Raw genomic sequence first — 25,468 nt, forward strand, 5'->3', positions numbered from 1 at the left:
AACCAAAAACAAATTGTTGTTCATCCATTTTGATGAAAAATTTATTTCCGGTTAGTATATTAATTTTTATTTATTATTTATAGAAAGCTTCTACTTTTGATAGTACATCTTCTACTTTAGTATCAACTTTTTCTAAAGTTTTTCTTTCTTTAACTTCTACTATGCCATCTCCAACTTTTTTACCTACAACTACTTGTAATGGGATACCAATTAGATCAGCATCATTGAATTTAACTCCTGCTCGTTCAGCTCTATCATCATAAAGAACTTCATATCCTGCTTCTGTTAATTGTTTGTATAACTCTTCACTTTGTTTTACTTGTTCTTCTTTTTTGATATCAACACATACTAAGTGTACTTGATATGGAGTTACTTCTTTTGGCCAAATAATACCATTTTCATCATTATGTTGTTCTATTATTGCAGAAATAACACGACTTACTCCAATACCATAACATCCCATATAGAAGTGATTAGCGCGCCCATTAGCATCTAAGTATGTAATATCCATTGACTCTGAGTAACCTTTTCCAAGTTCGAAAACTTGTCCAACTTCTATACCTTTAGCAAATTTAACTGGTCCTGATAAGTCTTCTGCTAAGTCTCCTTCTTCAATCATACGAAGGTCATAATAAGCATCAACTTCATAATCACCAGGATTTACATTAATATAGTGGTATCCTTTTTTATTTGCTCCGCAACTGTGGTTGTACATATATTTAATCGCATTATCCCCGATAACTTTACAGTTTTTAATGCCAAATGGTCCCATGTACCCTACAACACTTCCCATTACTTCTTCAATTTCTTGTTCAGTAGCCATCTCAACTTCAGAAGTCCCTGTAGCTTTCATAAATTTAATATCGTTAAGTTGGTCATTACCACGCATAAGTACTAAGTAGAACTCTCCATCAGCTTTTAAAGCTAATGCTTTCATAGCGCGGTTAACTTCAACACCACAGTATGCTGCAATATCATCGATAGTTTGTTGATTTGGAGTTTCTAATAAACTACGTTCTTTTTTCTCATAGTCAGTTGGCATTGTGTAGTTTTGTTCAACTACTGCTGCAGTTTCAATATTTGCTGCGTAATCACTCTCTTCAGTGTACACAATTGTATCTTCCCCAACTTCTGCTAAAGCTTGGAATTCATGAGTATAACTACCTCCAATGTTTCCTGAATCAGCTTTTACCGCTCTATATTTTAACTCAAATCTGTCGAATATATTGCTATAAGCTTGATAATAGTCATTATATGTTTCTCTTAATGACTCTGGAGAATCATGGAATGAATAACCATCTTTCATAATAAATTCTTTCCCACGTAATAGTCCTAAACGAGGACGAATTTCATCACGGAATTTTGTTTGAATTTGATATAAGTTAACAGGTAATTGTTTATATGAAGTTACCATGTTACTAACTGTTTGACAAATAATTTCTTCAGCCGTTGGACTAAGTGCGTATCCTGCATTTTTTCTATCAGTAACACGAATTAGTTCATCTCCCATTTTGTACCAACGTCCTGATTGTTTCCAATAGTCTTCTGATTGTAAAATTGGCATAAGTAATTCTGATGCACCAATTTTAGCGTGTTCGTCTCTAATTACTTTTTCTATATTTTGAATTACTTTAGTTGCTAGCGGAAGGTAAGTATAAACCCCTGCAGATACCTGCTTCACCATCCCCGCTTTAATAAGCAACTTATGACTAATTGCTTCTGCAGAGGATGGTACTTCTCTTGTTGTTGGAATAAATGTTCTTGATTGTCTCATAACAATACCACCTCTCATTTTAAATTTACTTTTATTATTATACCATAAAACACATTATTTTACTAAAGAACTTTAAATGAATTCTGAAATTTTAGTACTTTACAGTAATATTTATCTAAAATTATTTACAAAAATTATCATATTTTTTTAGTAAATATCTACTGTTATTTTAATTCTACTATTTTAATTTTTACTTAGAATATAGTATAATATGTTAGAAAACTCTTAACGGAGGATTGTATGTTTAATTATCCTAATAAAAAAAATACTTTTGTTCAAAAAACAAATTATTCTAATCGTGGAATGGAATTAGAAGCTGATATTAATTTTGCGAACAAATACTACTTAAATAATGATATTGCAGTCATTCATAAAAAACCTATACCTATTCAGGTAGTAGAGGTTAACTATCCAAATCGAGCGAGCGCTATGATTACTAAAGCTTTTTATCAAACACCTTCTACTACAGACTACAATGGGTTGTGGAATGGAAAATATATAGATTTCGAGGCTAAAGAAACTAACTCAGCAACGTCTTTTTCTCTTAGTAATATTCATGATCACCAAATTGATCATATGACAAAGATATTAAATCAAGGAGGAATTTCATTTATTATAGTTCGTTTCAAAAAAATCGATAGAACATTTGTTATGCCATTTAAAAAATTTCTATTTTTTAATGAACGAGCCATAAACGGTGGCCGAAAATCTATAAAATTAAGTGAATTCGAAGAAACTGCTTTTGAAATATCATTTCACTATAAAGTTAGATTAGATTATTTAAATATTATAAAAAATAATGAAAGTGAGTTTTACTAGTAATGAAACATTTATTCAAATATATTAGTTCTATATTCTTCACGATATGCTTTATTTTATTTTTTGTAGTACTTGGCTTTTTAGCTTTTCAGTTAAAAGATGTACCAAACATTACAAAAGCTAACTTACAAGATCCATTATCGTCTGAAATATACGATAAAAACCTTAATTTAATAGCAACGGTTGGAGCAGAAAAAAGAGAGTATGTCTCTATTTCTGACATTCCACAAAACGTAAAAGATGCTGTACTTTCTGTTGAAGATTCAAGATTTTACTCTCATATTGGTGTAGACCCTAAACGTCTAGCAAAAGCTATGTTAGTAAATATAAAATCTAATTCTGCGAAAGAAGGAGCAAGTACTATAACTCAACAGGTTATAAAACATTCTCTTCTTACTTCTGAAAAAACAATGGAAAGAAAAATTCAAGAAGCGTATCTATCATTTAAATTAGAAAGTAAATATTCTAAAGATGATATCCTTGAAATGTATTTAAATAAAATATATTATTCTGATGGGCAATACGGTATAAAAACTGCAGCTAAGTACTTTTATAATAAAGAACTTAATGAACTTTCTGTCCCTCAGATAGCATTTTTAGCTGGGCTTCCTCAACAACCAAATCAATACAACCCTTACGATTATCCTGAAGAGGCTAAAAATCGTCGTGATACTGTATTGTATGCAATGCTTACTAATAATAAAATTAGTCAAAAAGAATACGATGAGTACACTAATACTCCTATAACAGAGGGCTTAGTAGAAAAATCTTCTGAAGATAGAGCTGAACAACATACTTATAACCCTAAATACGCAGCTTATATCGATCAAATATCTAAAGAGCTAAAACAAAATAAAAACTTTGAAAATGTCAGCGATCCACTTTCTATGGGATTAAAAATTTATACAAATCTAAACTCAGATTTACAAATATATGTTCAAGATATGTTGGATAACCAATCATCTCCTATGAAACCCCATAGTTCTCAAGCGGCAATTACAGTTCTGGATACAAAAACTGGACTTGTAGAAGCTATTGGTGGGGGTAAAAATTATAAAACTGGTGGCTACAACTATGCAGTCGATGCTAAAGTACAACCTGGTTCTGTAATAAAACCTATTATAGATTATGCCCCAGGTATAGAATACTATGGTTGGGATTCTCAAACTACTTTCTCAGACACACCTTATAAAATTGAAGGAACAGACTTCTATATCCAAAACTGGGATAGAGCATATCACGGAACTGTTTCAATGGAAAAAGCACTAGCATGGTCATACAATATTCCCGCTGTGCGCGCCTTTGAAACTGTCGGATATGAACGATCTAAATTCTTCTCAGAAAGATTAGGTATTCCTGTTACTAAAGATGAACCTACAATTGCTATCGGTGGTAATGTAGATGGAGTTTCTCCGCTACAAGTAGCTGGTGCATTCGCATCATTTGGTAATAAAGGTTATTACAATAAACCATCGACTATAGTAAAAGTATTCAATGCCAATGGTAAAGAACTACCATCTATGCGATCTGAATCCGTAAAAGCTATGTCAGAAGAAACTGCATATTTAATGACTAATATGCTTAAGAATGTTTTAACAAGTAACGGTACATCTCCAAATGGTAAAGTTGCTGGATTTGATATGGCAGGTAAATCTGGTTCAAGTACTTTTGATGAAAATGCTCGTCTAAGATTCGGAATTGATATAGTAAACTCTACTAAAGATAGTTGGATGGTCGGCTACTCAACCGAATATACAGTTTCTGTTTGGCAAGGGGCAGATGTATTAAATTCTGCATCAAAAGCATTATCTTCTTCTCAAGCACAAACTACACAAGCAATAATGGCTAATGTCATGGCAAAAGCTGCAGATAACAAAGCTCCTGCGGCATTTGAAAAGCCAGCAGGAATTAGCACAAAAAATGGAGTCGAATATTCAACTCATAGAAATACAGAAACGGATTATATGTACGCTGGTACTGATAGAGATGCATCTTACCAAGCATCAATAGCTGAAAAGCAAAGAGATAGTCGATCAGCAGTAACTAGTGCATTCAATTCATTCTCTAGTATAACAAGCTCTTCTAGAAGTGGTTCATCATCGAACTCATCATCTAATAAATCAAATAGATCTTCTAGAAATCGAAGGTAACACTAAAAAAGCAACTCTTAAAATTAATTAAGAGTTGCTTTTTACATTAGAAGTTAAATCCTTCATAGTAAATATTATTTTTACTTATACCTTTTTCCTGTAGCAATTTAGAATAAGCTCTTCTCATCACAAATTCGACTCTATATAACCATAAAAAAGCATGGATTTATATCCATGCTTTTTTTAATTAAATTAGTTATTTTCTTTTAAGAACTCAACAGTTTTTTGAATAGATAATTCTCCACGTAAGTCTTCTACACTAATACGTGAACGAACACCTTCATCAGTCATAGAGTACATTTCAGCTAATTTTTTAACTTCAGCATCTATATCTGCATCTGTAACTTCAATTTTTTCAGCTGTAGCAATGTCAGCTAATACAAATGAAGTTTTAATTTTGTTTTCTGCATCTGATCTCATTTCAGATTTTAACTCATCAGCAGTTTTACCTGTAAATTGTTCATATAGATCAAATGATAATCCTTGACGAGATAAGTTTCCTGCAAATTGTTCAAACATTGATTCAACTTCTTGATCAACTAATTTTTCAGGAACTGAAACTTTAGCATTTTCTACTACTGTAGAAATAACTTTATCTGAATATTCTTTTTCAGCTAGTTCTGTTCTTTCTAAAGTAAGTTCTTGTTTTAATTTTTCTTTGTATTCAGCTACAGTTGAAGCTGATTCTTTAGAGAATTCTTTAATGAATTCATCAGTTAATTCTGGTAAAACTTTTTCTTTTACATCATGTATTGTAACTTCGAATCTAGCATCTTTACCAGCTAAATCAGCTACTTGGTAGTTTTCTGGGAATGTTACATTTACTTCAGTATCAACTGGTGCAACTTTTCCTTCTAATTGTTCTTCAAATCCAGGGATGAATGCTCCTGATCCTAATTCTAATTCGTATCCTTTAGCTTCTCCACCTTCAAATGCTTCATCTCCGATAAATCCTTTGAAGTCGATAACTACGATATCACCTTTTTTAGCTTCTGTTTCTTTTACTTGCCATTCCGCTTCACGGCTAAGTACGCTTTCTAGTCTTTCTTCAACGTCTGCATCTGTAACTTCTACAGCTTCTTTTTCGATTCCTAAGTTTTTGTATTCACCTAGTTCAACGTCTGGTTTAACTGTAACAACAGCTTCAAATGTTACACCATTTTCTTTACTGATTTCTTTAACATCGATATCTGGCATAGCTAGTGGTGATAACTCTAATTCATCAATAGCTTTTGTATAAGCTGCTGGTAATACGAAATCAATTGCTTCTTGGTATAAAGCTTCTTCACCGTACATTTTGTTGAATACGGCTCTTGGTAATTTACCTTTTCTGAATCCAGGTGCATTTACACGTTTAACAGCACTTTTAAATGCTTTATCTAATCCTTTCGCAAACTCTTCTTTTGATGCTGAAAAAGAAATAACTACTTTTCCATCTTCTTTATTTAAAATTTGTGACATTTATTCTTCCTCCAAAATACTTATAAGTACTATCTAAATATTAGTAATAAATACTAAAAACTCTTGATTAATTATATAGTAAATGCTTTAAAAAGTCAATAATTAGGCATATAAAATTATACTTTTAAAACTCAATACAAGTAAATATTATATACCTAATTACTTAAAATAACTATAAATAGAAAACTATTTCTCTATTATTTTTTACACCTATCTTCCATTTAAAAATTTATTAAATTCTTTTATAACTTTATCATTTTCTTTATATGTTGGATAATATGTTTCTAACAAGCTGTAAAAACGTGGTGTATGATTAATTTCTAGAAGGTGGGTCATCTCATGAACAATTATATGTTCTAAGCACTCAATAGGATACTTAATTAACTCTTGATTTATCCATACTCTCTGCGCTTCTAAATTACATGTTCCCCATCTTGTTTTCATTTTTTTTATACGTAGTTCTTTAACTTTTACGTTCATTATCGGCTCATACTTTTCTACAAATAACTTACATTTATCTAATAATAGCTTCCTAATTGCAGAGTTGAAAATCTTCTCCCTATTTTGTTGTTCATCTTTTACATATATATTTATTTTATTATTTTCAATAAAAACTTTATTTTTTAGTCTTTCTTCTACATTTAGTTCATACTCTTGACCAAAAATAAAATACTTCTCACCTGTTTTATATTCCCTATTTAATCCTGCTACTGATAGTATATTTTCTCGTCTTTTCGCCAATTCTTCTAAATTGTCATAAACTAATTTTCTAATAATATAGTTAGGTGTTCTAGGAGGTGCACTAACTACTATATCAGCATTTTTTTCAACTCTTAAATATATATGCTTCATTCCGCGTCTATACCTTACAGTTACATCTAAATTCCCTACTTCTAATTTCTTTTTCATATTGTACCTCCCAGAATATTCTATTTCAGTTCGTTACCTACTAGTGATGTCCCAATTCTGACATGAGTCGCACCTTCTTCAATTGCTATTTTATAATCATTGCTCATCCCCATTGATAAATACTCACATGGTGCATAATCTAGATTTAATTCTCTTACTTCATCACGGAGTTGTCTTAATTTTTTAAAGCAATTACGTAGAACATCCTCATCTTCTACAAATGGTGCCATGGTCATAAGTCCAATAACATTAATCTTAGAATATTTTTCCAAACCTTTAATAAACTCTATTGTTTCATACGAAGTTAAGCCATGCTTACTCTCTTCTCCTGAAACATTAACTTGTACAAAACAATTAATCTTATCTTCTGCTCTTTTTTCTATTTCTTTAGCTAAACTTTCTCTATCTAAAGCATGAAAATAATCGACATGATTAATCACATCTCTAACTTTTCTAGTTTGCAAGCTACCAATTAAATGCCATTCTTTACCAGAATATTTTTGCTTCCTTTCTAGATAGTTTTGCGGTCTATTTTCCGCAAAAGCATCAACCCCTGCTTCTATTGCTTGTTCCACCCTTGCATCAGTTACATACTTTGTTACTGCAATTACTTTTATATCTTCTGGATTTCTATCAACTTTACCACAAGCTTCTGCAATCTCTCTTTTTACATTGTCAAAATTTTCTCTAATATCCATTTTAGCTCCTTATTTGCAAATTTCTTCTTTGATTAAAATAAATATTTTTTAGTTATCTTAATTATATCACGATAACCTATCTTTTGTTTATAAATGTTATATAATTTAACAAATTGATTAATAATATTATTGATTTGATGTAAAAAGAGTAATATTATCTTTTTTTTAATAATACTACTCTTTTTTATATTATTTTTTAGGAACCAATTCTAATGTTTTTCCTTTAGGTATATTACCAATAGATTCACTAGTATATTCCCCGTTAACCCATTTTGTTATTTGGTCATCATAGTTATCACTTAAAACATGACCACTTTGTCCTGGACCAACTACATGATATCCAGTTTTTGTATCAAAGTCATAAACAAATCTCCAAGAAGCACCATGATTAACCAATCCTTCTTCGTTTTGTTTTGCAGCCTGAACTGTTACCTTAGATCCTGAAATTGGATATTCTTTTGGATTTAAGAAATATGCAAGTAACGCCGAAGATTTAGATAATGGGTGTCTAAAACCTAATATGTGTCCATTACCCCATTTCCATTTATTAACGTCTTTACCATATTTCCCTTCTAATTCACTAATAGTTTCATTTAAACTTTCTGTAAGAACAGTGTTTAAACCTCCTTTTTCCTCTATTAAATTTATTTTCTTGCCATTTAAACTATCCCTTAAAATTTTATCTACGTAACTCTCCTTATGAGGCATAAATTTATATGCTTCTTCGCTCATTTTATCTTTCAAAATATGAGCTTGAATTTTCTTCATCCATGCATCAAAAATTAACGGAGCTGCTTCATCTTTATTATCAATATTATCCCAAGAACTTAATTTATCATATACTTCATTTTTAGAAACTTTATCTTTATTTACATTTTTTAAAAGATTAGTTAAAAATTCTTTAGCATAAAGATTTTTTGTATCCATCTGTAATTTTTTCATATCGTCTGCAGTTAAATCATTCTTTTCAGATAGAACTTCATCAATACGGGCTTTTCTATATGGCTGTGCCCAAACATTTGACGTATGATAATCAGTTTTTACCGTTTCAGTATTAGCTGTCGCTATAAACCCTTGTTCTGGATTTACAATTTTCGGAAGTTTATCATACGAGATATATCCTGTCCAACCATATTCACTGCTGTATCCTGGAACCGGTAAATTACCATTACCTTTTTTTCGAATTGGAACATTACCATTTGATTTATACGCAATATTTCCTTGATTATCCGCAAAAACAAAGTTTTGAGCAGGAGCTTTAAAATTCTCTAAAGCTTTTTCGAACTCATCCCAGTTTTTAGCCCTGTCAATATTTAAAATTGCTTCTAATTCTTGAGTTGACTCAAGAGCGGTCCATTGCATAGAAAAACTTGTATTTTCATTACCTAATGGTTTTAATAAAAAGTCTATTATTGGACCATGTTTTGTATTAACAACCTCAAATTGTTCATCATCTTGACCTTTTACTTTTATTGAATATTTATCTACTTGTGCATCGTAATATTTTCCATCATATTCAAACTTATATGGGTTGTCTGATTGTCTTCTCTCAATATATAAGTCTTGAACATCTGGACCAAAGTTAGTTACACCCCAAGCAATATTTTCATTATGACCTAATATAATACCCGGAATACCAGGGAAAATAACACCTGATACCTTATGATCTGGTGTAGATAGAGTCATTTGATACCAAACAGATGGAGTTGATAATCCTAGATGCGGATCATCAGCTAACAAAGGCTTACCTGATTTAGTTTTCTTACCTGATACAACCCAATCATTACTACCATTTTCCATAGGTGGTCTTTCTACTTTTGCTGTATCTTTGTTTATATTAGCATTAGCAGCTAAGTTAGCCTTAATAATCTCTTCTGAATCTGGATTTTTAGAAAAACTCTCAGGCAGAAGTTGTTTTAAATTATCTTCTCCTAAATTATTCAGGATCCAATTATTGAAACTTTGATGATCCCAGTGCCCACCTAAGTCATAAGCCATATATTTACCGATAGTTAACGAATCGATAGCAGTCCATTTTTCTGGCTCGTATCCTAATAAAGAAAATTCATATGAAAGTTTTTTATCTCTTTTAGCTTCTTCTATATATGCATTTACACCTTCTGCATAATAATTCAGAATTTTTTTAGCTGATTCTGAATATCCATCATATGACTTTTCTGCAGCTTTTCTAAGAGAAAATACTAAATACTTCTTATCAGTTTCTATCGCTGCTTTTCCAACAACCTCTGATAATCTTCCACTTGCTTGTCTTCTTGCTAAATCCATTTGGAATAATCTATCTTGAGCATGAACATATCCTTGAGCTCTATATAAATCCGCTTCATTTTTGGCTTCAATCGTAGGTATTCCATTTTGATCACGATGTACTTTTACATCATTATCTAACATAGCAACTTCTACTTTCCCTTCAACGGTTGGTAAAGACTTATGTACAAAATAATACCCATATCCACCTACAATTACTAATAAAGACAAAATAATTATAGTTAATCTTTTTACAAATTTAAATACTTTATTTTTCATAGGTTCTCCTTAATTTTTTATAATTAGTGTATCTAAAATTATATTAGTATTATAAAAAATTTGCAAATCTACTTTTACTTAAAAAACTTTGTATTTATCTCTCTTATTTATAACTAAACTCTGTTTAATCGTACAAAGTAGAGTATAGAAATCCCTATTCACACCCTAAAGTATATTACCTTATCATTTTTAAAACTTACTAAATTAATAAGAATATAATTATAATCATATAGCTTTTCTTTAATAAATTTTATATTTTTATAAAAATTTTTACAAAAAAAGATCTAAAGGCACTCGTCCTTTAAATCTTTTTTTATCAATTATTTTATTTCTCTATTTCTTATTAATATTATTCTAATTCCAAGATAGAAGTAGATAATACAACTAATAAACAATATTCCTAAGCTGAAAATTAATAATAGAATACTATATACTAAGAACAGAAAAGCTACTACGTTGTGGTGTATTCCCTTTTTTAAAATAACAAACATTAACAATAAAAATAGTAATACTAACATAGCAAAGTATAACCAAGATAATTGCCCCATAACTTGGAAAATATAATGTAAATCTTTTGTAGATACATTTGCACTATCTTGTGTTAATTTTGTCTGTTCACGGATTTGATCAACTATACGAGTTCTTAAATATTCGTTTCCCACATAGTTTTTAAAACTATTAATCATTCCACCTATAAATACTATATATGCGATATAAACTATGCTAGAAATAACAATAAGTGTTCTCTCTACCTTATCAAACTTCATCTTCTACTTTTCACCTTTTTCTCTACATTTTGAACAAGTTCCATAAAATGATAATGAGTTATCTTGAACTTCAAATGAATACTCTTTTTTCATATATTCTATTAATTTATTAAATAAAGAATTAGAAACTTTCTCAATAGTATTACACTTAGTACAAATTAAGTGATGATGTAAACTACCATCTAATGATTGTCTTAAATGATATTTAGAAACACCATTACTAAATGATATTTTTTCTAAAATTTTCAACTCATAGAAAATATCTAATGTTCTATATACTGTTGCAATACCTATATCAGGAGTTTTTTCTTTTAAAATAAAGTATAACTCCTCTGCACTAAGGTGTAACTCACTGTTTTCCACTAATATTTCTACAATTTTTTCCCTTTGAGGTGTTAATTTATATGTAGATTTCTGAATAATTTCTATTATATCATTATATATACTCATATACTATTTCGTGCCTTTCCTTATTTTTAAATACATTAACGCTAACATTGTTTTACTATCAGTAATAGTATTATCATCTAATAGTTTCAATGCATCTTCTACTTTATATTTTTTCAAATTAATAAACTCATCTTCATCTGGGTTTTGTTCACCAGCATATTCTAAGCCATCAACATAGAAGATAGTAATAACTTCAGAACTATATCCTAATGCAACATGAACATCAAAAAGTTTTGTTAGTTGATCTTCTGTAGTCTCATATCCAGTTTCTTCTTTTAATTCTCTTATTGCTGATAATTTTTTATTATCTTCACCTGGTTCTAACTTACCTGCAGGTATTTCTAAAGTTACTTGCTCTATCGCTTTTCTATATTGTTCAACTAAAATAACTTCATTTTCTTTAGTAATAGCTAATACAGCTACTGCTCCACGATGATTAATTAGTTCACGAGTTGATGTTCCACCATCTGGCAAACTAACCGTATGCATTTCTACATCAAGAACTTTCCCTTTAAATATTTCTTTAACTTCTATTGTTTTTTCTTCTAAATCTCTTCTCATAATCAGCTCTCCAAATTAAAATTTATATTTATCAAAATCATGTGCTATATATACCTCAGACGATGAGTGTATATTTTCTATAACTTCATCTTCTGTACTTTTATCATATCTAGCACTTATATGTGTTAAAAATACTTTTTGTGTCTTACTATTACTTAACATTTTATGTATATCTGTGATACATAAATGATAGTTTTTTCTAGCGTGACTCTCATCAGTAGCACTCAAGTAAGTACACTCTGTAATAATTATATCACTATTTTTTACAATATCATCTAATTCGCTAAAGTACTTAGTATCAGGTATAACAGCTATTTCTTTACCTGGTTTATCTTCAGATAGAAAATCACTTGAATTATATATATTCCCGTTATACTCAAACTGATCTTCTTCTTTTATTTTTTTATAAAATGGACCTGGTTTTATCCCTAACTCCATTAATTTTTCAGCATTTAGACTACCTTTTTGTTTTTTAAAAACTATTTTATATCCAAAACACTCAATATTATGCCTTAATGGATACGCATAAACCCCAACAGTTTTACTATCTATTATACACGCTTCCTCAGAAATTTCAATGTATTTAATGCTGTAAGTAAGTGAACAAAATGTGAACTTCAAATTTTGTTCTATAAATTCTTTTATTCCTTTTGGACCATATATAATAACTTCAGATTCTTTCTTATCTAATAAAAAACTTCTAGATGATAAAAATCCTATAAGCCCCAAAACATGATCAGCATGAAGATGACTTATAAATATTCTTTTTATTTTTGTAGGTTTTATATTTGTTTTTAAAATCTGATGTTGCGTTGCTTCACCGCAGTCGAACATCCAGCATTCTTTTAATTCTTGCATAAAATCAAAAACAAAGCTTTGGGTATTTCTAAATTTTGCAGGAAGCCCAGCTCCTGTACCTAAAAATTGTACTTCCATTTATAGTCCTCTACATCATTATTCTATCTTTTATAACTTAACTACAAAAATTTGTGCATCTTGCAAGCAAGTTATCACATGTGCTACTCCCGCAGGAATTTCAAGCAACTCAAATTCATTTACTATTTCAACTTGTTCCTCATATGCAACTGTGATTTTCCCACTTATATTTAATAATAAAATAGTTCTATCATTGCTATATGAATCAGTTTGATTCCCTGTTTTTAAATTCATATGTACTACTTGATATTTCTCATTTTCTAATACGATTCCACCTAATAAAGTATCTTTATCTAATTTAATTTTTTTCATGTCATTATCTTCCTTTACGTTTATATAATCCATCTTCTTCAATCATAATTATTTTATTTTTAAATAGTCTTCCTACAGCACGTTTGAAGCTACCTTTACTCATTCCAAAAACTGCTTTAATATCTTCTGGAGATGATTTATCTGTAAATTCACAGTAACCATTATTTTCGATATAGTCTAGTATAGCCTGTCCATCCGCATCCATTCTTTCATGAGCACGCGGTAAAAATGAACCGTTAATTTCTCCATTATCTTTTATACCAATAACTCTTAATGTAACTTTTTCTCCTAAACGAGGTTCAGTATTTCTTTCACTCTCATGAACGAAAATCTTATACCCATCTTTTGAAAGTAGAAAAGTTCCAACTCTCATTAATCTATAAGGATATGCTTCTATATCTTTATTTTTCATATTCTTTTCAGCTTTAGAATAAAGGGATGCAACTACTGTTTCGGTAGCTAGACGCGCAAATAATTGACCACTATAATCACGACGTAATGTAATAAATAGCTCATCACCTTCTTTTGGCCAAACACTTCTTACTTTTGGTAAGTCTTCACCTAATAACGGAATTTCTCGTGAGAAACCTATATCTAATCCTACTCTATCTTCTTCTACTTTAACAACCTTGCTAAATGCATATTCACCGTATGTAACTTCTGGAATATTAGGTGTAGCAAATAACTTTCCACTTCTCGATGGATAAACAAACATCGAGTATTCTTCACCAATTTCAAAGTCATCCAAACTATCTACGTCTGATTCATTACAACTTATCTCTTCGTCATTTGGTCCTTTAAATACAAGAGAAGAACTCTTTTTCTCTATTAATTCTAAAAAATGAATCTCTCCAGTAATAAATATATTTTCTTTTTCCATGTAATACCTCTTTTTCTATTAATTTAGCTTTCGCTATTATTAATTCTCATAAAAAAAGGTTGATAACCTAATATCAACCTTTAAGCCTCGGTAAAAGCAGTATCAGGACATACTTACTTAACCATATTCTTTATTTGTTTTAATTGATTTACTCTTATTTCTTTAGGAAGAAACCTTCTTATTTCGTCTTCATTATATCCTACTTGCAATCTCTTATCATCTACGATGATAGGTCTTCTCAGCATTCCTGGGTTATCTTGAATAACTTTATACAGTTGTTGTATTGACATACTCTCTATATCAAGATTCAATTTTTGAAAAGTTTTCGATCTAAAAGAAATAATGTCTTCTGTTCCGTGCTCTGTAATAGATAAGATGTTTTTAATCTCGTCTGTTGTTAGAGCTTCTGAGAAAATATTTCTTTCAACAAATTCTATATCATTTTCAATTAGCCAAGCTTTTGCTTTCCTACAAGAAGTACAACTAGGCGATGTAAACAATGTAACAACCACCAGCACTCACACTCCTCTATAAAAATAACATTAATATTTTTATAATTCTATATACTACTTTATTATACTACATATATCCTCCTTTGGCAATATCATATTGAAGAAATATTTTAAATTAAAAACCAAGGACCTCTATATCTTTTTTATATTCTATCCCAATAAAAAACGTTAATAAAATAGAAATTATCAATATTTTTTAAACACATGCAGTTTTTATTATATTACATGTTTTTCGATTATAATGTATATTTTTTCTATAACTTACCCATCCTAATTATCTACTTTGTACTTCACTAAAAATTGACAAAATATGCATTATTATGTTATCATAATCTTATGCCAGCATGGCGGAATTGGCAGACGCACTGGACTCAAAATCCAGCGATGGCAACATCGTGCCGGTTCGACCCCGGCTGCTGGTATTTATAACCTCAATATGTTTGAGGTTTATTTTTTTGGAAAAAGTTCACCATCGGCAAATAATTTTATTTTATAAATAAGAATTTTATTCTTGAATAATTTTTTTAAAGTTGTTATAATTGTAAAATACATTTTGAAAGGAAGCTACTTATATGAATAACTCTATTTTTGAAAAGTTAAAAAAAGCTGAACACGGTGCAAGACTTAGTATATTCTCATACCTACTGCTTACACTTTTAAAATTGGGGGCTGGTTTTTTCTTCCGTTCTTCTGCATTAGTCGCAGATGGAATAAATAACGCAACTGACGTTATTTCATCCATTTGTGTTCTTATTGGATTAAAAATTTCAAGAAAGCCTGCGGATGAAGACCATCTTTACGGACATTTCCGCGCAGAATTAATTTCAACATTAATAGCTTCATTTATTATGCTTTATGCTGGTATTGAAGTAGTAATATATGCAGTAAAAAAAATTATAACTAAAAGCTATGAACAACCTAGTATGTTATCTGCAGTTACAGCTGTTGTTGCTAGTATAATTATGTTTTCTGTGTACTTTTATAATATTAGACTGGCAAATAAGCTTGGAAGCAAGTCTTTAAAAGCAGCTGCTTTAGATAACCTAAGTGATGCTTATGTATCAATTGGTACACTAGTTGGTATTATCGCAACATATATAGGTATACCTATCGCTGACTCAATAGTCGCTATATTAGTAGGTTGCTTAATTATCTATACAGCAATAAGTATTTTTAAAGAATCTACTCATATACTAACAGATGGTGTTGATGCTGAAGTTATTGAGAAGGTTGAGTCTATCGTTAAAGACTTAGAGGGTGTTATTTCTATCGTTGATATAAAAGGACGAACTCATGGTTTATTATACTTTATTGATATTACAATAACAGTTAATCCGGAATTAAATGTTAAACAAAGTCACGATATAACTATAAAAATAGAAAAAGCACTCGCTCGTGAGTTTTATTACTGTGAAACTTTAGTTCATTTAGAACCACATGGCATTAATTGTCATCCAAATCATTAAAAACAATCTTTTTATTCTTTCCTATTTTAATAGCAAGATATTTAAGATTGTTTTTTATTATGTTTAATAAAAAACTATAACGACAGCATTTGTTTGACAAATAATAATGCTAAAAGTATAATTATTGTACATATAAAAAGATACTAATTATATAGTATCAAGCGTAAAATAATTTGAAAATTTGATTAAAAATAAAGTTGAAATTCTAAAATAAGAGGATTATTATGACACATGCTAAAGCAATATTTTTTGGTGAACATGCAGTAGTCTATGGACATGAGGGAATTACTATTCCTTTACCAGAGATGAAAATAGATGTTACACTTGAAAATACTAATGAAATTCAGCACAGAGATGATATTTTAGCGTATATCGCAGATACCTGTGAAATTGATAGTAAGACAAAAATTAATATTAATAGTACCATTCCAGTTGGAAGAGGATTAGGTTCATCAGCTGCTCTTAGCATAGCTATTGCTCGTGCTAAAGGTATAACAAAAGCAAAAATAAGAAAAATCGCTGATAAATGTGAAAAGTTTATTCACGGGAACCCTAGTGGAATAGATGTAAATCAAGTACTTAGCGATACTCCCCTTCTTTTTTCTAAAGAACACGGAGCAAAAAAACTACCTTTTTCTCTCAATAGTTACTTATTAATTATTGATACTGGGGTTGTAGGTATTACAAAACATACTTTAGAACACGTAAAAGATAATTTAAAAACTTACAAACCATATATTGATGAACTAGGAAGTATTACTAAAAAAGTAATCAAACCTTTAAAAGAGAAAAATATAGACCTTATTGGAGAATATATGTACAAAGCACATTCGCTACTTAAAAAAATTGGTGTTAGCCATGAGAAAAATGACGAAGTTGTAGAGTTGTGTAAAAATAACAATGCTAAAGGCGCTAAGCTAACTGGTGGTGGCGCTGGTGGATGTTGCATTTGCCTATGTGATACTAAAGAAAATGCATTAAAAATTCAAGATGAACTAAAAGAGAAAGGATATTTATCATGGATGGTTACAGTTTAGGTTATGCTAATATAGCCTTAGTTAAGTATTGGGGAAAGAAGTCTAAAGACCCTGTTCTACCGTATAACCCTAATATTTCTTTAAGATTAGATAATTTATTATCAAAAACAAAAATTGAAAAAAGCTTATCAAATGAAGATGAATTCTATATTAACGATGAAAAACAAGGACCTGAAGAAGTAAACAAAATGATTAAATTTATTTCTAAATTTACTCCTGTTGATAGAGAAAAAATTTGCATTAAAAGCTATAATACTGTGCCAACTGCAGCCGGACTTTCATCTAGTTCTAGCGGTACAATGGCATTAGTTTTAGCCTGTAATGAATATTTTAAATTAAATAAATCAACTCAAGAAATGGTAGAAATCGCAAAAGAAGGTTCTGGTTCTTCTTGTAGAAGTTTTTATAAACTTGCTGCATGGCTAGAAGATGGTAGCGTAGAAGAACTTTCTTGCAAACTAGATTTTGGTATGATGGTTCTTGTAGTAAACGAAGATAGAAAGAAAATTTCAAGTCGTGTAGCAATGGAACAATGTGTACAAACATCAACAACATTCGCTTCTTGGGTAGAAAAAGCAAAGAAAGATTTTGTTTTAATGAAAGAAGCACTTAAAGAAGCGGACTTTGAGAAAATAGGAGAAATAACAGAAAGTAATGCATTAGCTATGCATGAAACAACAACTACATCTTCTCCAAGTTTTACATTTTTAACTGAAGAAAGTCACCGTGCAATGGACATAGTTAAACAACTTCGTTCACAAGGTTATAAATGCTACTTCACTATGGATGCCGGACCAAATGTTAAAGTATTATATTTAAAAGAAGATCAAGAAAAACTATATGAGGAAATTTCAAAACTATGGAACAAAAAAATAATATTGTGCATGGAGTAGCTTTTGGAAAGTTATACCTTGCAGGTGAATATGCTATATTAGAAGACTATTCTAAAGCACTTCTTACTAGCGTTCCACAAAAAATAGTTACTACCGTAGAACCTAGTGAGAAAACTACTATTTTTGATACACTACACAATATTACTGTTGATCTTTATGAAGATAATAAGAACTTTACTATGATTCAACAATTTATTATATTTTTAAATAAGTATACAAATAGTAAAAAAACTTATTCTATAAAAATATATAATGAATTACATAGTAATAATAAAAAATATGGCTTAGGTTCTTCTGGAGCAGTTTTAGTTTCAATCGCCAAAGCTATTTTAACTTTTAAAAAAATTCCTTTCGATAACGAAACTATTTTTAAACTTGTTACATTATACAATTTAACTCATAATATTAGTGGATCAATGGGTGATGTTGCAGCTTCTTTAAATGAAGGACTTACTTTCTATCAAAAGTTTAATGCTAGTAAACTTAATCATATTATCGGAAGTAAAGACGATATTAAAGAAATAATAAACTCTCCTTGGGACGGATTAACAATTAAACCTATTTATCCTAAAGCAAAGATTACTATTTTTGCAAGATGGACTGGAGAAGTTGTAGATACCAAAGAACATGTTAAGCTTTGGAAAGAGAATAAAGAAAATTATTCTACCGAGTACGTTACCTTCGTTAACACTTCTAATAAACTAGTTGAACAACTAGTAGATGAACTTGAAAGTGGAAATGAATCGTTTGTATTAAATACGATAAACAAACTTCGTGAAAATCTTCACTATTTAGAAAGTTTCTCTAATATACCAATGGAAACAGCAACTATGAAAAATTATATAGCTAGCTACCCTGCTGGAAAACAAAGCGGCTCTGGTAGTGGAGATATTGTTTTAGGTTTCAATAGAAGTAACGATAACTTCCAACTACAACTTAATTTAGAACAATTATAACTTAGAAAACATGAAAGGATAGACATGAGAAAAAAAGATCATATACGTCTAGCTCTTGCTGACAAAACGACTTTAACAAGTTTAGATGCATACGCTATTGACTACAATAGTGTGCCACGTTTTGGACTGGATAATCTAGATACATCTACTACTATTTGCAATAAAAAATGGCAATTTCCTTTCTTTATCAACGCGATAACTGCCGGTGGTGAAGAATGTAATAAAATAAATCAGGATTTTATGGAAGTTAGTAAAGCTTGTGGAATAGAATTTTTCCCAGGTTCATACTCTCCTGCTTTAAAAGATAAAAATGATGAAGCGGAATATCCAAAAGGATATTCAATAAATCTTGGTCTTGATAAAGATCCTAATCTTATTTTAGATGCTATTGAAAAGACAAAAGCTCAATACATTCAACTTCATACAAATCCACTTCAAGAGATTGTAATGCCTGAAGGTGACCATAATTTTGAATCATGGCTTTCTACACTGACTGAAGTTAGTAAAAAGTCTCCTATTCCAGTTATTCTAAAAGAAACTGGATTTGGGATGAATGAAGAAACAATTAAATTAGCCATCGACCTAAATCTAGCTGCCGTTGATGTCAGCGGTATGGGTGGAACTAATTTTGCCCGTATAGAAAATGGTAGAAGAGAAGATAAATCTACATATCTAGAAAATATCGGCTATACTACAGCAGAAAGTTTAGAATTCGCCGCACCATATAGAGATAAAATAGATATTATCGCAAGTGGAGGAATTCGTAATCCACTTGATGTAGTAAAATGCTTAGCATTAGGTGCAAAAGCAGTTGGAGTTTCTAAGACCTTCTTAGAAATTCTTGTTAATGATGGTAAAGAAGCATTAATAGATGAAATAGAAAAATGGAAAAAAGAATTAAAATTTTTAATGATTCTTATGAATGCTAAAAACATAGATGAACTATATGGAAAAATAAGAAAAATAGATAATATATAAAATAAAACCAGAATCGGTTCTATAGTTAGTATAGAACTAATTCTGGTTTATTTATTTTCCTCTAATGTCGCTATTCTTTCAATTGCTTTTTTCAAATCATCTTTCATCTCATTAATTTGAGTTTTATTTTTTTGATTTTCCGCAATTAAATACCAACAAGAAATTAATAACATTACATTTAAACAGATTATCGCAAACATAGTCTCTCCTAATAGATTTTATTTAAATAAGAATATCATATTTAAATTAATATTACAACCATAAAAAAAACCTCATCAAGTGACGAGGTTTTAATTTTCTTAAATAAATCTAAAAAGAGGGAAAATTTTAGATTTTATTAATCAATTGTGTATTAATTACCAATTATTAATATTTACGTTTTCTAGCCGCTTCAGATTTTTTCTTACGACGAACGCTTGGTTTTTCATAAAATTCGCGTTTACGAACTTCTTGGATAGTTCCATTTTTAGAAACAGCACGTTTGAAACGACGTAGTGCATCTTCTAATGTTTCATTTTTACGAACTACAGTTTTTGACATTGGATTTCCCTCCCTCCGATACTACAAAATCTAAATTAATATTGATTAAATGCTTATAAACAAAATAAATACAAAACATTTAATACTGTTTAAATTGTCCTGTGAACAATCTACTTACATATTGTATTATATTATCTAGTACTTGTCAACCTATATAAATAATTTATTATTACTTTTTGGGATTTTATTAAAGTATTCTCTTTATTTGATAATACTATAGAACGTTTAAAGTTATAGTAAACAACTTTTTACATTAAGTATAAATTATTGTTTGAAAATTAATTATTTTCTAACCATTCATTAAATTCTTCTATAAATTTAGCATAACTAGCTTTATTTTGGAAACTTGGTATTTGCGCTAAAAATACTTGATTTGGTAATCTAGTTTGACCTTTTTTAGTAATTAATATAATAGCCTTTTGTTGAGATGCATTTTTAAACATCTCATCAGGTAAAGTAATGACCGCATTTAGATTAATATCTTCTTCTAAATACTTCTTAAAGTTATCTTCTAACTCAAGTACTTTTTTAGGTATTACTAATATTCCTACCCCATTCTCATCAAGATAATTTGCTGCTTGCTCAATAAATAACAATGCATTTAAACTATATCCATCCGTACTGCATAGTTTGTAGTTTAAACTATTATCTTCATCAGCATAATACCCAAAAGGAACATCACTAATTACTATATCTTGTTTTTTAATATTTAATGGCTTAAGAGCATCTTGGTTAATTATTCCAACATTTGTTTCTAATAAATTAAAAATATTTTGTTGTAATCTCACATAATTGCTATCGACATCAACAGAAGTTATCTCTTTTTCACCTTTTACTAATGCAGCAATATTAATTAATAAACTACCACTTCCACTAGCTAAATCAGTTATAGAAACTTTCTTATCTCCATAGATACATTCTATTAAGTGACTTATATACATTGTAATCACTTCAGGAGTAATATCATAGCTTGGATTATTTAATTCTTTTAAAGCTTTCAACAGCAGGAATTGATAAACTTTTCTAATTGTTTCTTTATCATAGTTATCTACTATATCAAAATAATCATCATCGTTTTCTAATGTTAAATACTTTATTAATCCTTCGAAATATAAACCTTCACCTTTTATTTTTTCTACTTCTTTATCTATTTTAAAAAATAATTTCTCTAAATCTGACATAGTTCCTCCTATTTAAATAATTCAAATAAATATCCCTTTTTTAACATCTCCAAGTTGAAAATATTATCAATTTGGCTAAATGCTTCTGACAACGGAAGTCTTGCTGTATGCCATCCTTGTCCATCAGTTACCCAAGAAAAAATAACATTATCATTTGCAGTTTGTATTAATTTATTTAATTCTGCAAACTCACCTGATACAGACTTTAATTTACTTCCACCACCACCATAATAGTTTGTTTCAACAAGCCATACTTTATGTTTTTCCCCTGAATATACTGCAATATCAAAACGTCGTTCAGATTTATCTACTGGGACTTCTATACCCCAAGAGTTTTTTATAAATTTCGCTGTGGCTTGAGCTTTATAGGATAATCCATATTCCTCGCATACTATTTTTACATTACGTTCTAATATACTTTCCATAGTTGTGCCACTACGATTTTTTCGTGCATTACTATCTAATCCAGCCTCTACCCCATATACATAATCAACCAAAGAACGGTTAGCATCTTTCTGTAAAAACTCTAGAAGTCCTGCTTCTTTCATAAAATCCACATATTTATCTAATTGTTCAGTATCAATATTTTTAAAATCTAACTGATAAAAATTCATTATATCATCTTCATCAAAGAACAATATATCTAAAACTTTTTCTCTACTAGCTATTAAGCTAGGAATAGCCTTCAAGAGCTGCGGTTGCTTCTGAAATAGAACTAAAGCCTCATTATAAATATCTTCTTTTCCTATTAAATAATTTAAAGTATGTAACTCTAATTCATATACTTTTGTTTCTCTTCTTACTTTATCCCAATTAACATAATATTCTGGTGTTCTATTGGTAACTGATAATGTAGAAAAGAAATAATTTAATTTCTCCTCTATTGTACTGTCTAAATAATCTTTTAATATCATTTCTTCTCTCCTTTTATTTCAGTTTTCTCCATTCTAATTCTTCATATATTTTCACAATATATGAAATTAAGATTATAATACTCATCAAATAATCCTCTTTATATTTATTTTCTTCATCATATATAGGACCACCATGTTGATATGTATTTCTTAATCCTCGACTATTAATAAACTGTTTCTCATTAAGTATATAATTCAAATAATTTGATTCATTCTCTGAAAATAATTTATTACTAAAGACCACCCAATTTAAACTTAAAAACTCTTCTATTATAGTTACTTCTAAATCCGATAAAAAAAGATAATTGACTTCTGAATAATAATATAATGATTTTAAGATCTCTATTTTCTTTTCATTTACAAAAGATAATCTATTACTCTCATTCTTTAATAATTTAGTATTAATAAGGATATCAATAGCACTCTTCTCACACCCTGTATATGCTGTATAATATACATCTTCTTCTTTTAACAAATCATAAAAAGTATCTGCCGAACAATATTCAGTTATATAACTAATCTTTACTCCTGTGGAGAAAAGAAGCTGTATTATATAGTTAATTTCTCTATTACGTGGATTAATCTTAATATATTTTCTTTTCAAATTACTTTGTAAAGAATCTAAAGATGGAACGTTTGATAAAGCATTATACATTCCTTTATCTATTTCACCATATTTGCTAAATAGATAATATTGTTTTCTAATGTTTTCTTCAATTTTAAATAATATTGATGTTTTGTTATCTAACTCCTCATTTTCATAAGGAATGCTTATTCTAAGCCATTGTATTGCATAATTTTCCAAACTAAACTCTTCAAAAAACCATTTTATAAATCTTTCAATATTTAATTTATTTTGATTGACAATTCTAATTAATAATTCTGTTTTTAATAAATAAAGTTTTTCTTTTATAAAAAAGAAGCTACCTGTCTTATATTCGTATTGTGATTGGATATTTATTGATTTTTCCAAAGAACATATATCTATATTTTCAAAACAGATAGTGCTCAATAACCCTACATGATTAATCAAAGAGAACCTATATATAACATAGTCTAATAAATCCTTATAACTCTTATTAACTTTAAAATAGTCTGAATCAACTAAATCACATAAAATACTATCATCATTTTTAAGTTGAAAATACGTTTTTTTATCGCTACAGATAACTATTTCTTGTTTAAATCCATTTTCTTTTATATCAAACTCTTGAGTTATCTGATTTATCCTCTTTAAGATTTTTAGTTTTATATCTTCAGTGACACATATGTACTCTGAACCACTAAAATTCCCTAATCTATGAAGCAGTCTTTTTAAGTAATATAAATTTGCTTTTTTAGAATTTATATATTCTAACAGAAGCATGTTCCATTCTTTTTTAGTAATATTACTAGGGATATAGTAAATATTATTTCCTTTTTTAAAAGCATTATCCAACAGTAATTCAATACTTTTCTCAGACAATAAAAATAGTTTTTTTATCGAATTAGGATATTTTTTTACTAACATTTCTTTTTTCAACAAGACACTAACATGAATATTAGTTTTTTCACATATACGAAAAAATTCATCTTCCTTGATTTCATTAAAACATTTACATACAATCATTATATCTAATAGTTCTTCCGTATATAAATTCTTTTCTTTAAAAAATTTCTCCATAATACACATTAACTCTTTTTTTGTTTTTCTATTAAAAAATATATTAACTTCTTTTTTCATTAATGGTACATATGATATATACTTAGACTTGTTTTCTTCGCTCCAATCATTGAAGAAAATCTGCTTTTCTATAAATACGGTTACTATTTTTAATTCAATAATATCCTCAATAGTTTTTTCTTGAATAGTTTTTTCTTCATAACTTTGCAATATAGAATCTATTCTTGGCTTGAAAAATCCTATAGATAAATCATTCTCACTATAAAACTTTATCCTATTTTTCATAAAATTTTTTTTAGTATAAATTAAATTTACTCCCTTTCTATTCTTTTTTTTGCAACTTCTAAATATTCCTCTTTAAAATCAATCCCTACAAATTTTCTCCCTAGTCTTTTTGCTACAACACCTGTTGTTCCACTTCCTACAAAAGGATCTAAAACGTAATCCCCTTTTTCTGTACTAGCCAAAATAATTCTTTCCAATAAATACTCAGGTTTTTGAGTAGGGTGTTTGCCTGCCCATTTTTCACTAATTTTTGTCAGAGGCCCTGTCCAAACATCTTTCATTTGCTTTCCATTATTTATATTTTTCATCAATTCATAATTATAATAATGTCTAGCATTCTTATCAACTTTTCTTGCCCATAGTATGGTTTCTGTTGAATGAGTAAAATATCTACACGATAAGTTTGGTGCTGGATTAGTTTTTTGCCATGTTATATTATTTAAAATTTTAAAACCTTCTTGCTCTAAAGCCATACCTACTGAATATATATTGTGCAGAGTTCCAGAAATCCATATCGTTCCATTCGGTTTTAATACCCTCTTAGCTTTTCTTATCCATTTACGATTGAAATTATGCTTTTCTTCTAGAGATGAAATTTTATCCCAATCTCCCTTATTTACTGAAACTACTTTACCTCCTGAATTTGAAAAGCCATCATTACTTAAAAAATATGGAGGATCAGCAAAAATCATATCAATACTTTCTCCTTTAATCTTCTCAATTACTTCAAAAGTATCACCTAACGCTAATGTACAATTATCCTTTTTATAATAAATATCCAT

General features: G+C 29.2%; 25 protein-coding genes and 1 tRNA gene. 8 read left to right on the forward strand and 18 right to left on the reverse strand.

Translation table 11 applies throughout. The features are described 5' to 3' along the window. Positions 1-73: 73 nt before the first annotated feature. The gene (locus T369_RS0101825; protein ID WP_031550969.1) at positions 74-1,774 is read right to left on the reverse strand and encodes a proline--tRNA ligase; all 1,701 of its coding nucleotides are present in this window, start codon (positions 1,772-1,774) and stop codon (positions 74-76) included. 240 nt (positions 1,775-2,014) lie between these two features. Between T369_RS0101825 and recU the strand changes: the two genes are divergently transcribed. After that, complete coding sequence (gene recU, locus T369_RS0101830; protein ID WP_006363735.1) at positions 2,015-2,593, forward strand: Holliday junction resolvase RecU; 579 nt, start codon at positions 2,015-2,017, stop codon at positions 2,591-2,593. A gap of 2 nt (positions 2,594-2,595) precedes the next feature. After that, positions 2,596-4,743 carry a transglycosylase domain-containing protein gene (locus T369_RS0101835; RefSeq protein ID WP_031550972.1) on the forward strand — a complete coding sequence of 716 codons (2,148 nt, stop codon included), beginning with the start codon at positions 2,596-2,598 and terminating at the stop codon, positions 4,741-4,743. A 192-nt stretch (positions 4,744-4,935) separates the two neighbouring features. Here the strand turns inward: T369_RS0101835 and tig are convergent, their stop codons facing one another. From tig to spxA, 11 genes are all read right to left on the reverse strand, one after another. Next, complete coding sequence (gene tig / locus T369_RS0101840) at positions 4,936-6,204, reverse strand: trigger factor (protein WP_031550974.1); 1,269 nt, start codon at positions 6,202-6,204, stop codon at positions 4,936-4,938. A gap of 210 nt (positions 6,205-6,414) precedes the next feature. Beyond that, positions 6,415-7,113 carry a M48 family metallopeptidase gene (locus T369_RS0101845; RefSeq protein ID WP_031550977.1) on the reverse strand — a complete coding sequence of 233 codons (699 nt, stop codon included), beginning with the start codon at positions 7,111-7,113 and terminating at the stop codon, positions 6,415-6,417. Positions 7,114-7,133: 20 nt separating this feature from the next. Next, positions 7,134-7,811, reverse strand: a complete 678-nt coding sequence (locus T369_RS0101850; RefSeq protein WP_031550979.1) for a YggS family pyridoxal phosphate-dependent enzyme — start codon at positions 7,809-7,811, stop codon at positions 7,134-7,136. A 189-nt stretch (positions 7,812-8,000) separates the two neighbouring features. Next, positions 8,001-10,355: a penicillin acylase family protein gene (locus tag T369_RS0101855; protein WP_031550980.1), complete on the reverse strand. Its 2,355-nt coding sequence runs from the start codon at positions 10,353-10,355 to the stop codon at positions 8,001-8,003. Positions 10,356-10,675: 320 nt separating this feature from the next. Further along, the gene (locus tag T369_RS0101860; RefSeq protein ID WP_006363742.1) at positions 10,676-11,122 is read right to left on the reverse strand and encodes a hypothetical protein; all 447 of its coding nucleotides are present in this window, start codon (positions 11,120-11,122) and stop codon (positions 10,676-10,678) included. Positions 11,123-11,125: 3 nt separating this feature from the next. Further along, positions 11,126-11,572, reverse strand: coding sequence for a Fur family transcriptional regulator (locus T369_RS0101865; protein ID WP_031550982.1), 447 nt, complete (start codon positions 11,570-11,572; stop codon positions 11,126-11,128). A 3-nt stretch (positions 11,573-11,575) separates the two neighbouring features. Continuing rightward, entirely contained in the window at positions 11,576-12,133 is a 558-nt protein-coding gene (locus T369_RS0101870; protein ID WP_031550984.1) for an NUDIX hydrolase, read from the reverse strand. Positions 12,134-12,148: 15 nt separating this feature from the next. Then, a complete protein-coding gene (gene rnz / locus T369_RS0101875; RefSeq protein WP_031550986.1) occupies positions 12,149-13,069 on the reverse strand; it encodes a ribonuclease Z in 921 nt (306 codons plus the stop codon). Positions 13,070-13,099: 30 nt separating this feature from the next. Beyond that, a complete protein-coding gene (locus T369_RS0101880; RefSeq protein WP_031550987.1) occupies positions 13,100-13,381 on the reverse strand; it encodes a hypothetical protein in 282 nt (93 codons plus the stop codon). A 4-nt stretch (positions 13,382-13,385) separates the two neighbouring features. Further along, positions 13,386-14,261, reverse strand: coding sequence for a CvfB family protein (locus T369_RS0101885; RefSeq protein ID WP_006363748.1), 876 nt, complete (start codon positions 14,259-14,261; stop codon positions 13,386-13,388). A 113-nt stretch (positions 14,262-14,374) separates the two neighbouring features. Beyond that, a complete protein-coding gene (gene spxA / locus T369_RS0101890; protein ID WP_031550989.1) occupies positions 14,375-14,773 on the reverse strand; it encodes a transcriptional regulator SpxA in 399 nt (132 codons plus the stop codon). A 338-nt stretch (positions 14,774-15,111) separates the two neighbouring features. On the opposite strand from spxA, the gene T369_RS0101895 reads away from it, so the two are divergent. The 6 genes from T369_RS0101895 (at position 15,112) to fni (ending at position 20,103) form a co-directional block, all read left to right on the forward strand. Then, positions 15,112-15,195, forward strand: a tRNA-Leu gene (locus T369_RS0101895). 150 nt (positions 15,196-15,345) lie between these two features. Beyond that, positions 15,346-16,239, forward strand: coding sequence for a cation diffusion facilitator family transporter (locus T369_RS0101900; RefSeq protein ID WP_031550992.1), 894 nt, complete (start codon positions 15,346-15,348; stop codon positions 16,237-16,239). A 224-nt stretch (positions 16,240-16,463) separates the two neighbouring features. Beyond that, a complete protein-coding gene (gene mvk, locus T369_RS0101905; protein ID WP_031550996.1) occupies positions 16,464-17,276 on the forward strand; it encodes a mevalonate kinase in 813 nt (270 codons plus the stop codon). Then, complete coding sequence (mvaD, locus tag T369_RS0101910) at positions 17,258-18,169, forward strand: diphosphomevalonate decarboxylase (protein WP_031550998.1); 912 nt, start codon at positions 17,258-17,260, stop codon at positions 18,167-18,169. The genes mvk and mvaD overlap by 19 nt, the downstream gene beginning before the upstream one ends. After that, positions 18,136-19,125, forward strand: coding sequence for a mevalonate kinase family protein (locus T369_RS0101915; RefSeq protein ID WP_031551000.1), 990 nt, complete (start codon positions 18,136-18,138; stop codon positions 19,123-19,125). Before mvaD ends, T369_RS0101915 begins: the two co-directional genes overlap by 34 nt. 24 nt (positions 19,126-19,149) lie before the next feature. Then, on the forward strand, positions 19,150-20,103 hold the full coding sequence (gene fni / locus T369_RS0101920; RefSeq protein WP_031551003.1) for a type 2 isopentenyl-diphosphate Delta-isomerase: 954 nt from the start codon (positions 19,150-19,152) through the stop codon (positions 20,101-20,103). Positions 20,104-20,150: 47 nt separating this feature from the next. Here the strand turns inward: fni and T369_RS0101925 are convergent, their stop codons facing one another. The 6 genes from T369_RS0101925 to T369_RS0101950 form a co-directional block, all read right to left on the reverse strand. Further along, positions 20,151-20,303 (reverse strand): hypothetical protein, encoded by a 153-nt coding sequence (locus tag T369_RS0101925; RefSeq protein WP_031551006.1) that lies wholly within the window; start codon positions 20,301-20,303, stop codon positions 20,151-20,153. Positions 20,304-20,469: 166 nt separating this feature from the next. After that, on the reverse strand, positions 20,470-20,643 hold the full coding sequence (gene rpsU / locus T369_RS0101930; RefSeq protein WP_031551009.1) for a 30S ribosomal protein S21: 174 nt from the start codon (positions 20,641-20,643) through the stop codon (positions 20,470-20,472). 278 nt (positions 20,644-20,921) lie between these two features. Further along, positions 20,922-21,824, reverse strand: coding sequence for a class I SAM-dependent methyltransferase (locus tag T369_RS0101935; protein WP_031551012.1), 903 nt, complete (start codon positions 21,822-21,824; stop codon positions 20,922-20,924). Between the two features lie 8 nt (positions 21,825-21,832). Then, positions 21,833-22,738, reverse strand: coding sequence for a type II restriction endonuclease (locus tag T369_RS0101940; protein ID WP_031551015.1), 906 nt, complete (start codon positions 22,736-22,738; stop codon positions 21,833-21,835). 13 nt (positions 22,739-22,751) lie between these two features. After that, positions 22,752-24,686 carry a hypothetical protein gene (locus T369_RS0101945; protein WP_031551018.1) on the reverse strand — a complete coding sequence of 645 codons (1,935 nt, stop codon included), beginning with the start codon at positions 24,684-24,686 and terminating at the stop codon, positions 22,752-22,754. Positions 24,687-24,712: 26 nt separating this feature from the next. Beyond that, positions 24,713-25,468, reverse strand: a complete 756-nt coding sequence (locus T369_RS0101950; RefSeq protein ID WP_031551020.1) for a DNA-methyltransferase — start codon at positions 25,466-25,468, stop codon at positions 24,713-24,715.

The organism is Gemella sanguinis ATCC 700632 (assembly GCF_000701685.1).
Taxonomy (GTDB): Bacteria; Bacillota; Bacilli; order Staphylococcales; family Gemellaceae; genus Gemella; species Gemella sanguinis.

Excerpts from the sequence above, each read along its gene's own strand:
- T369_RS0101825 (WP_031550969.1), bottom strand. The coding sequence starts at position 1,774 with ATGAGACAATCAAGAACATTTATTCCAACAACAAGAGAAGTACCATCC.
- recU (WP_006363735.1), top strand. The coding sequence starts at position 2,015 with ATGTTTAATTATCCTAATAAAAAAAATACTTTTGTTCAAAAAACAAAT.
- T369_RS0101835 (WP_031550972.1), top strand. The coding sequence starts at position 2,596 with ATGAAACATTTATTCAAATATATTAGTTCTATATTCTTCACGATATGC.
- tig (WP_031550974.1), bottom strand. The coding sequence starts at position 6,204 with ATGTCACAAATTTTAAATAAAGAAGATGGAAAAGTAGTTATTTCTTTT.
- T369_RS0101845 (WP_031550977.1), bottom strand. The coding sequence starts at position 7,113 with ATGAAAAAGAAATTAGAAGTAGGGAATTTAGATGTAACTGTAAGGTAT.
- T369_RS0101850 (WP_031550979.1), bottom strand. The coding sequence starts at position 7,811 with ATGGATATTAGAGAAAATTTTGACAATGTAAAAAGAGAGATTGCAGAA.
- T369_RS0101855 (WP_031550980.1), bottom strand. The coding sequence starts at position 10,355 with ATGAAAAATAAAGTATTTAAATTTGTAAAAAGATTAACTATAATTATT.
- T369_RS0101860 (WP_006363742.1), bottom strand. The coding sequence starts at position 11,122 with ATGAAGTTTGATAAGGTAGAGAGAACACTTATTGTTATTTCTAGCATA.
- T369_RS0101865 (WP_031550982.1), bottom strand. The coding sequence starts at position 11,572 with ATGAGTATATATAATGATATAATAGAAATTATTCAGAAATCTACATAT.
- T369_RS0101870 (WP_031550984.1), bottom strand. The coding sequence starts at position 12,133 with ATGAGAAGAGATTTAGAAGAAAAAACAATAGAAGTTAAAGAAATATTT.
- rnz (WP_031550986.1), bottom strand. The coding sequence starts at position 13,069 with ATGGAAGTACAATTTTTAGGTACAGGAGCTGGGCTTCCTGCAAAATTT.
- T369_RS0101880 (WP_031550987.1), bottom strand. The coding sequence starts at position 13,381 with ATGAAAAAAATTAAATTAGATAAAGATACTTTATTAGGTGGAATCGTA.
- T369_RS0101885 (WP_006363748.1), bottom strand. The coding sequence starts at position 14,261 with ATGGAAAAAGAAAATATATTTATTACTGGAGAGATTCATTTTTTAGAA.
- T369_RS0101900 (WP_031550992.1), top strand. The coding sequence starts at position 15,346 with ATGAATAACTCTATTTTTGAAAAGTTAAAAAAAGCTGAACACGGTGCA.
- mvk (WP_031550996.1), top strand. The coding sequence starts at position 16,464 with ATGACACATGCTAAAGCAATATTTTTTGGTGAACATGCAGTAGTCTAT.
- mvaD (WP_031550998.1), top strand. The coding sequence starts at position 17,258 with ATGGATGGTTACAGTTTAGGTTATGCTAATATAGCCTTAGTTAAGTAT.
- T369_RS0101915 (WP_031551000.1), top strand. The coding sequence starts at position 18,136 with ATGGAACAAAAAAATAATATTGTGCATGGAGTAGCTTTTGGAAAGTTA.
- fni (WP_031551003.1), top strand. The coding sequence starts at position 19,150 with ATGAGAAAAAAAGATCATATACGTCTAGCTCTTGCTGACAAAACGACT.
- T369_RS0101925 (WP_031551006.1), bottom strand. The coding sequence starts at position 20,303 with ATGTTTGCGATAATCTGTTTAAATGTAATGTTATTAATTTCTTGTTGG.
- rpsU (WP_031551009.1), bottom strand. The coding sequence starts at position 20,643 with ATGTCAAAAACTGTAGTTCGTAAAAATGAAACATTAGAAGATGCACTA.
- T369_RS0101935 (WP_031551012.1), bottom strand. The coding sequence starts at position 21,824 with ATGTCAGATTTAGAGAAATTATTTTTTAAAATAGATAAAGAAGTAGAA.
- T369_RS0101940 (WP_031551015.1), bottom strand. The coding sequence starts at position 22,738 with ATGATATTAAAAGATTATTTAGACAGTACAATAGAGGAGAAATTAAAT.
- T369_RS0101945 (WP_031551018.1), bottom strand. The coding sequence starts at position 24,686 with ATGAAAAATAGGATAAAGTTTTATAGTGAGAATGATTTATCTATAGGA.
- T369_RS0101950 (WP_031551020.1), bottom strand. The coding sequence starts at position 25,468 with ATGGATATTTATTATAAAAAGGATAATTGTACATTAGCGTTAGGTGAT.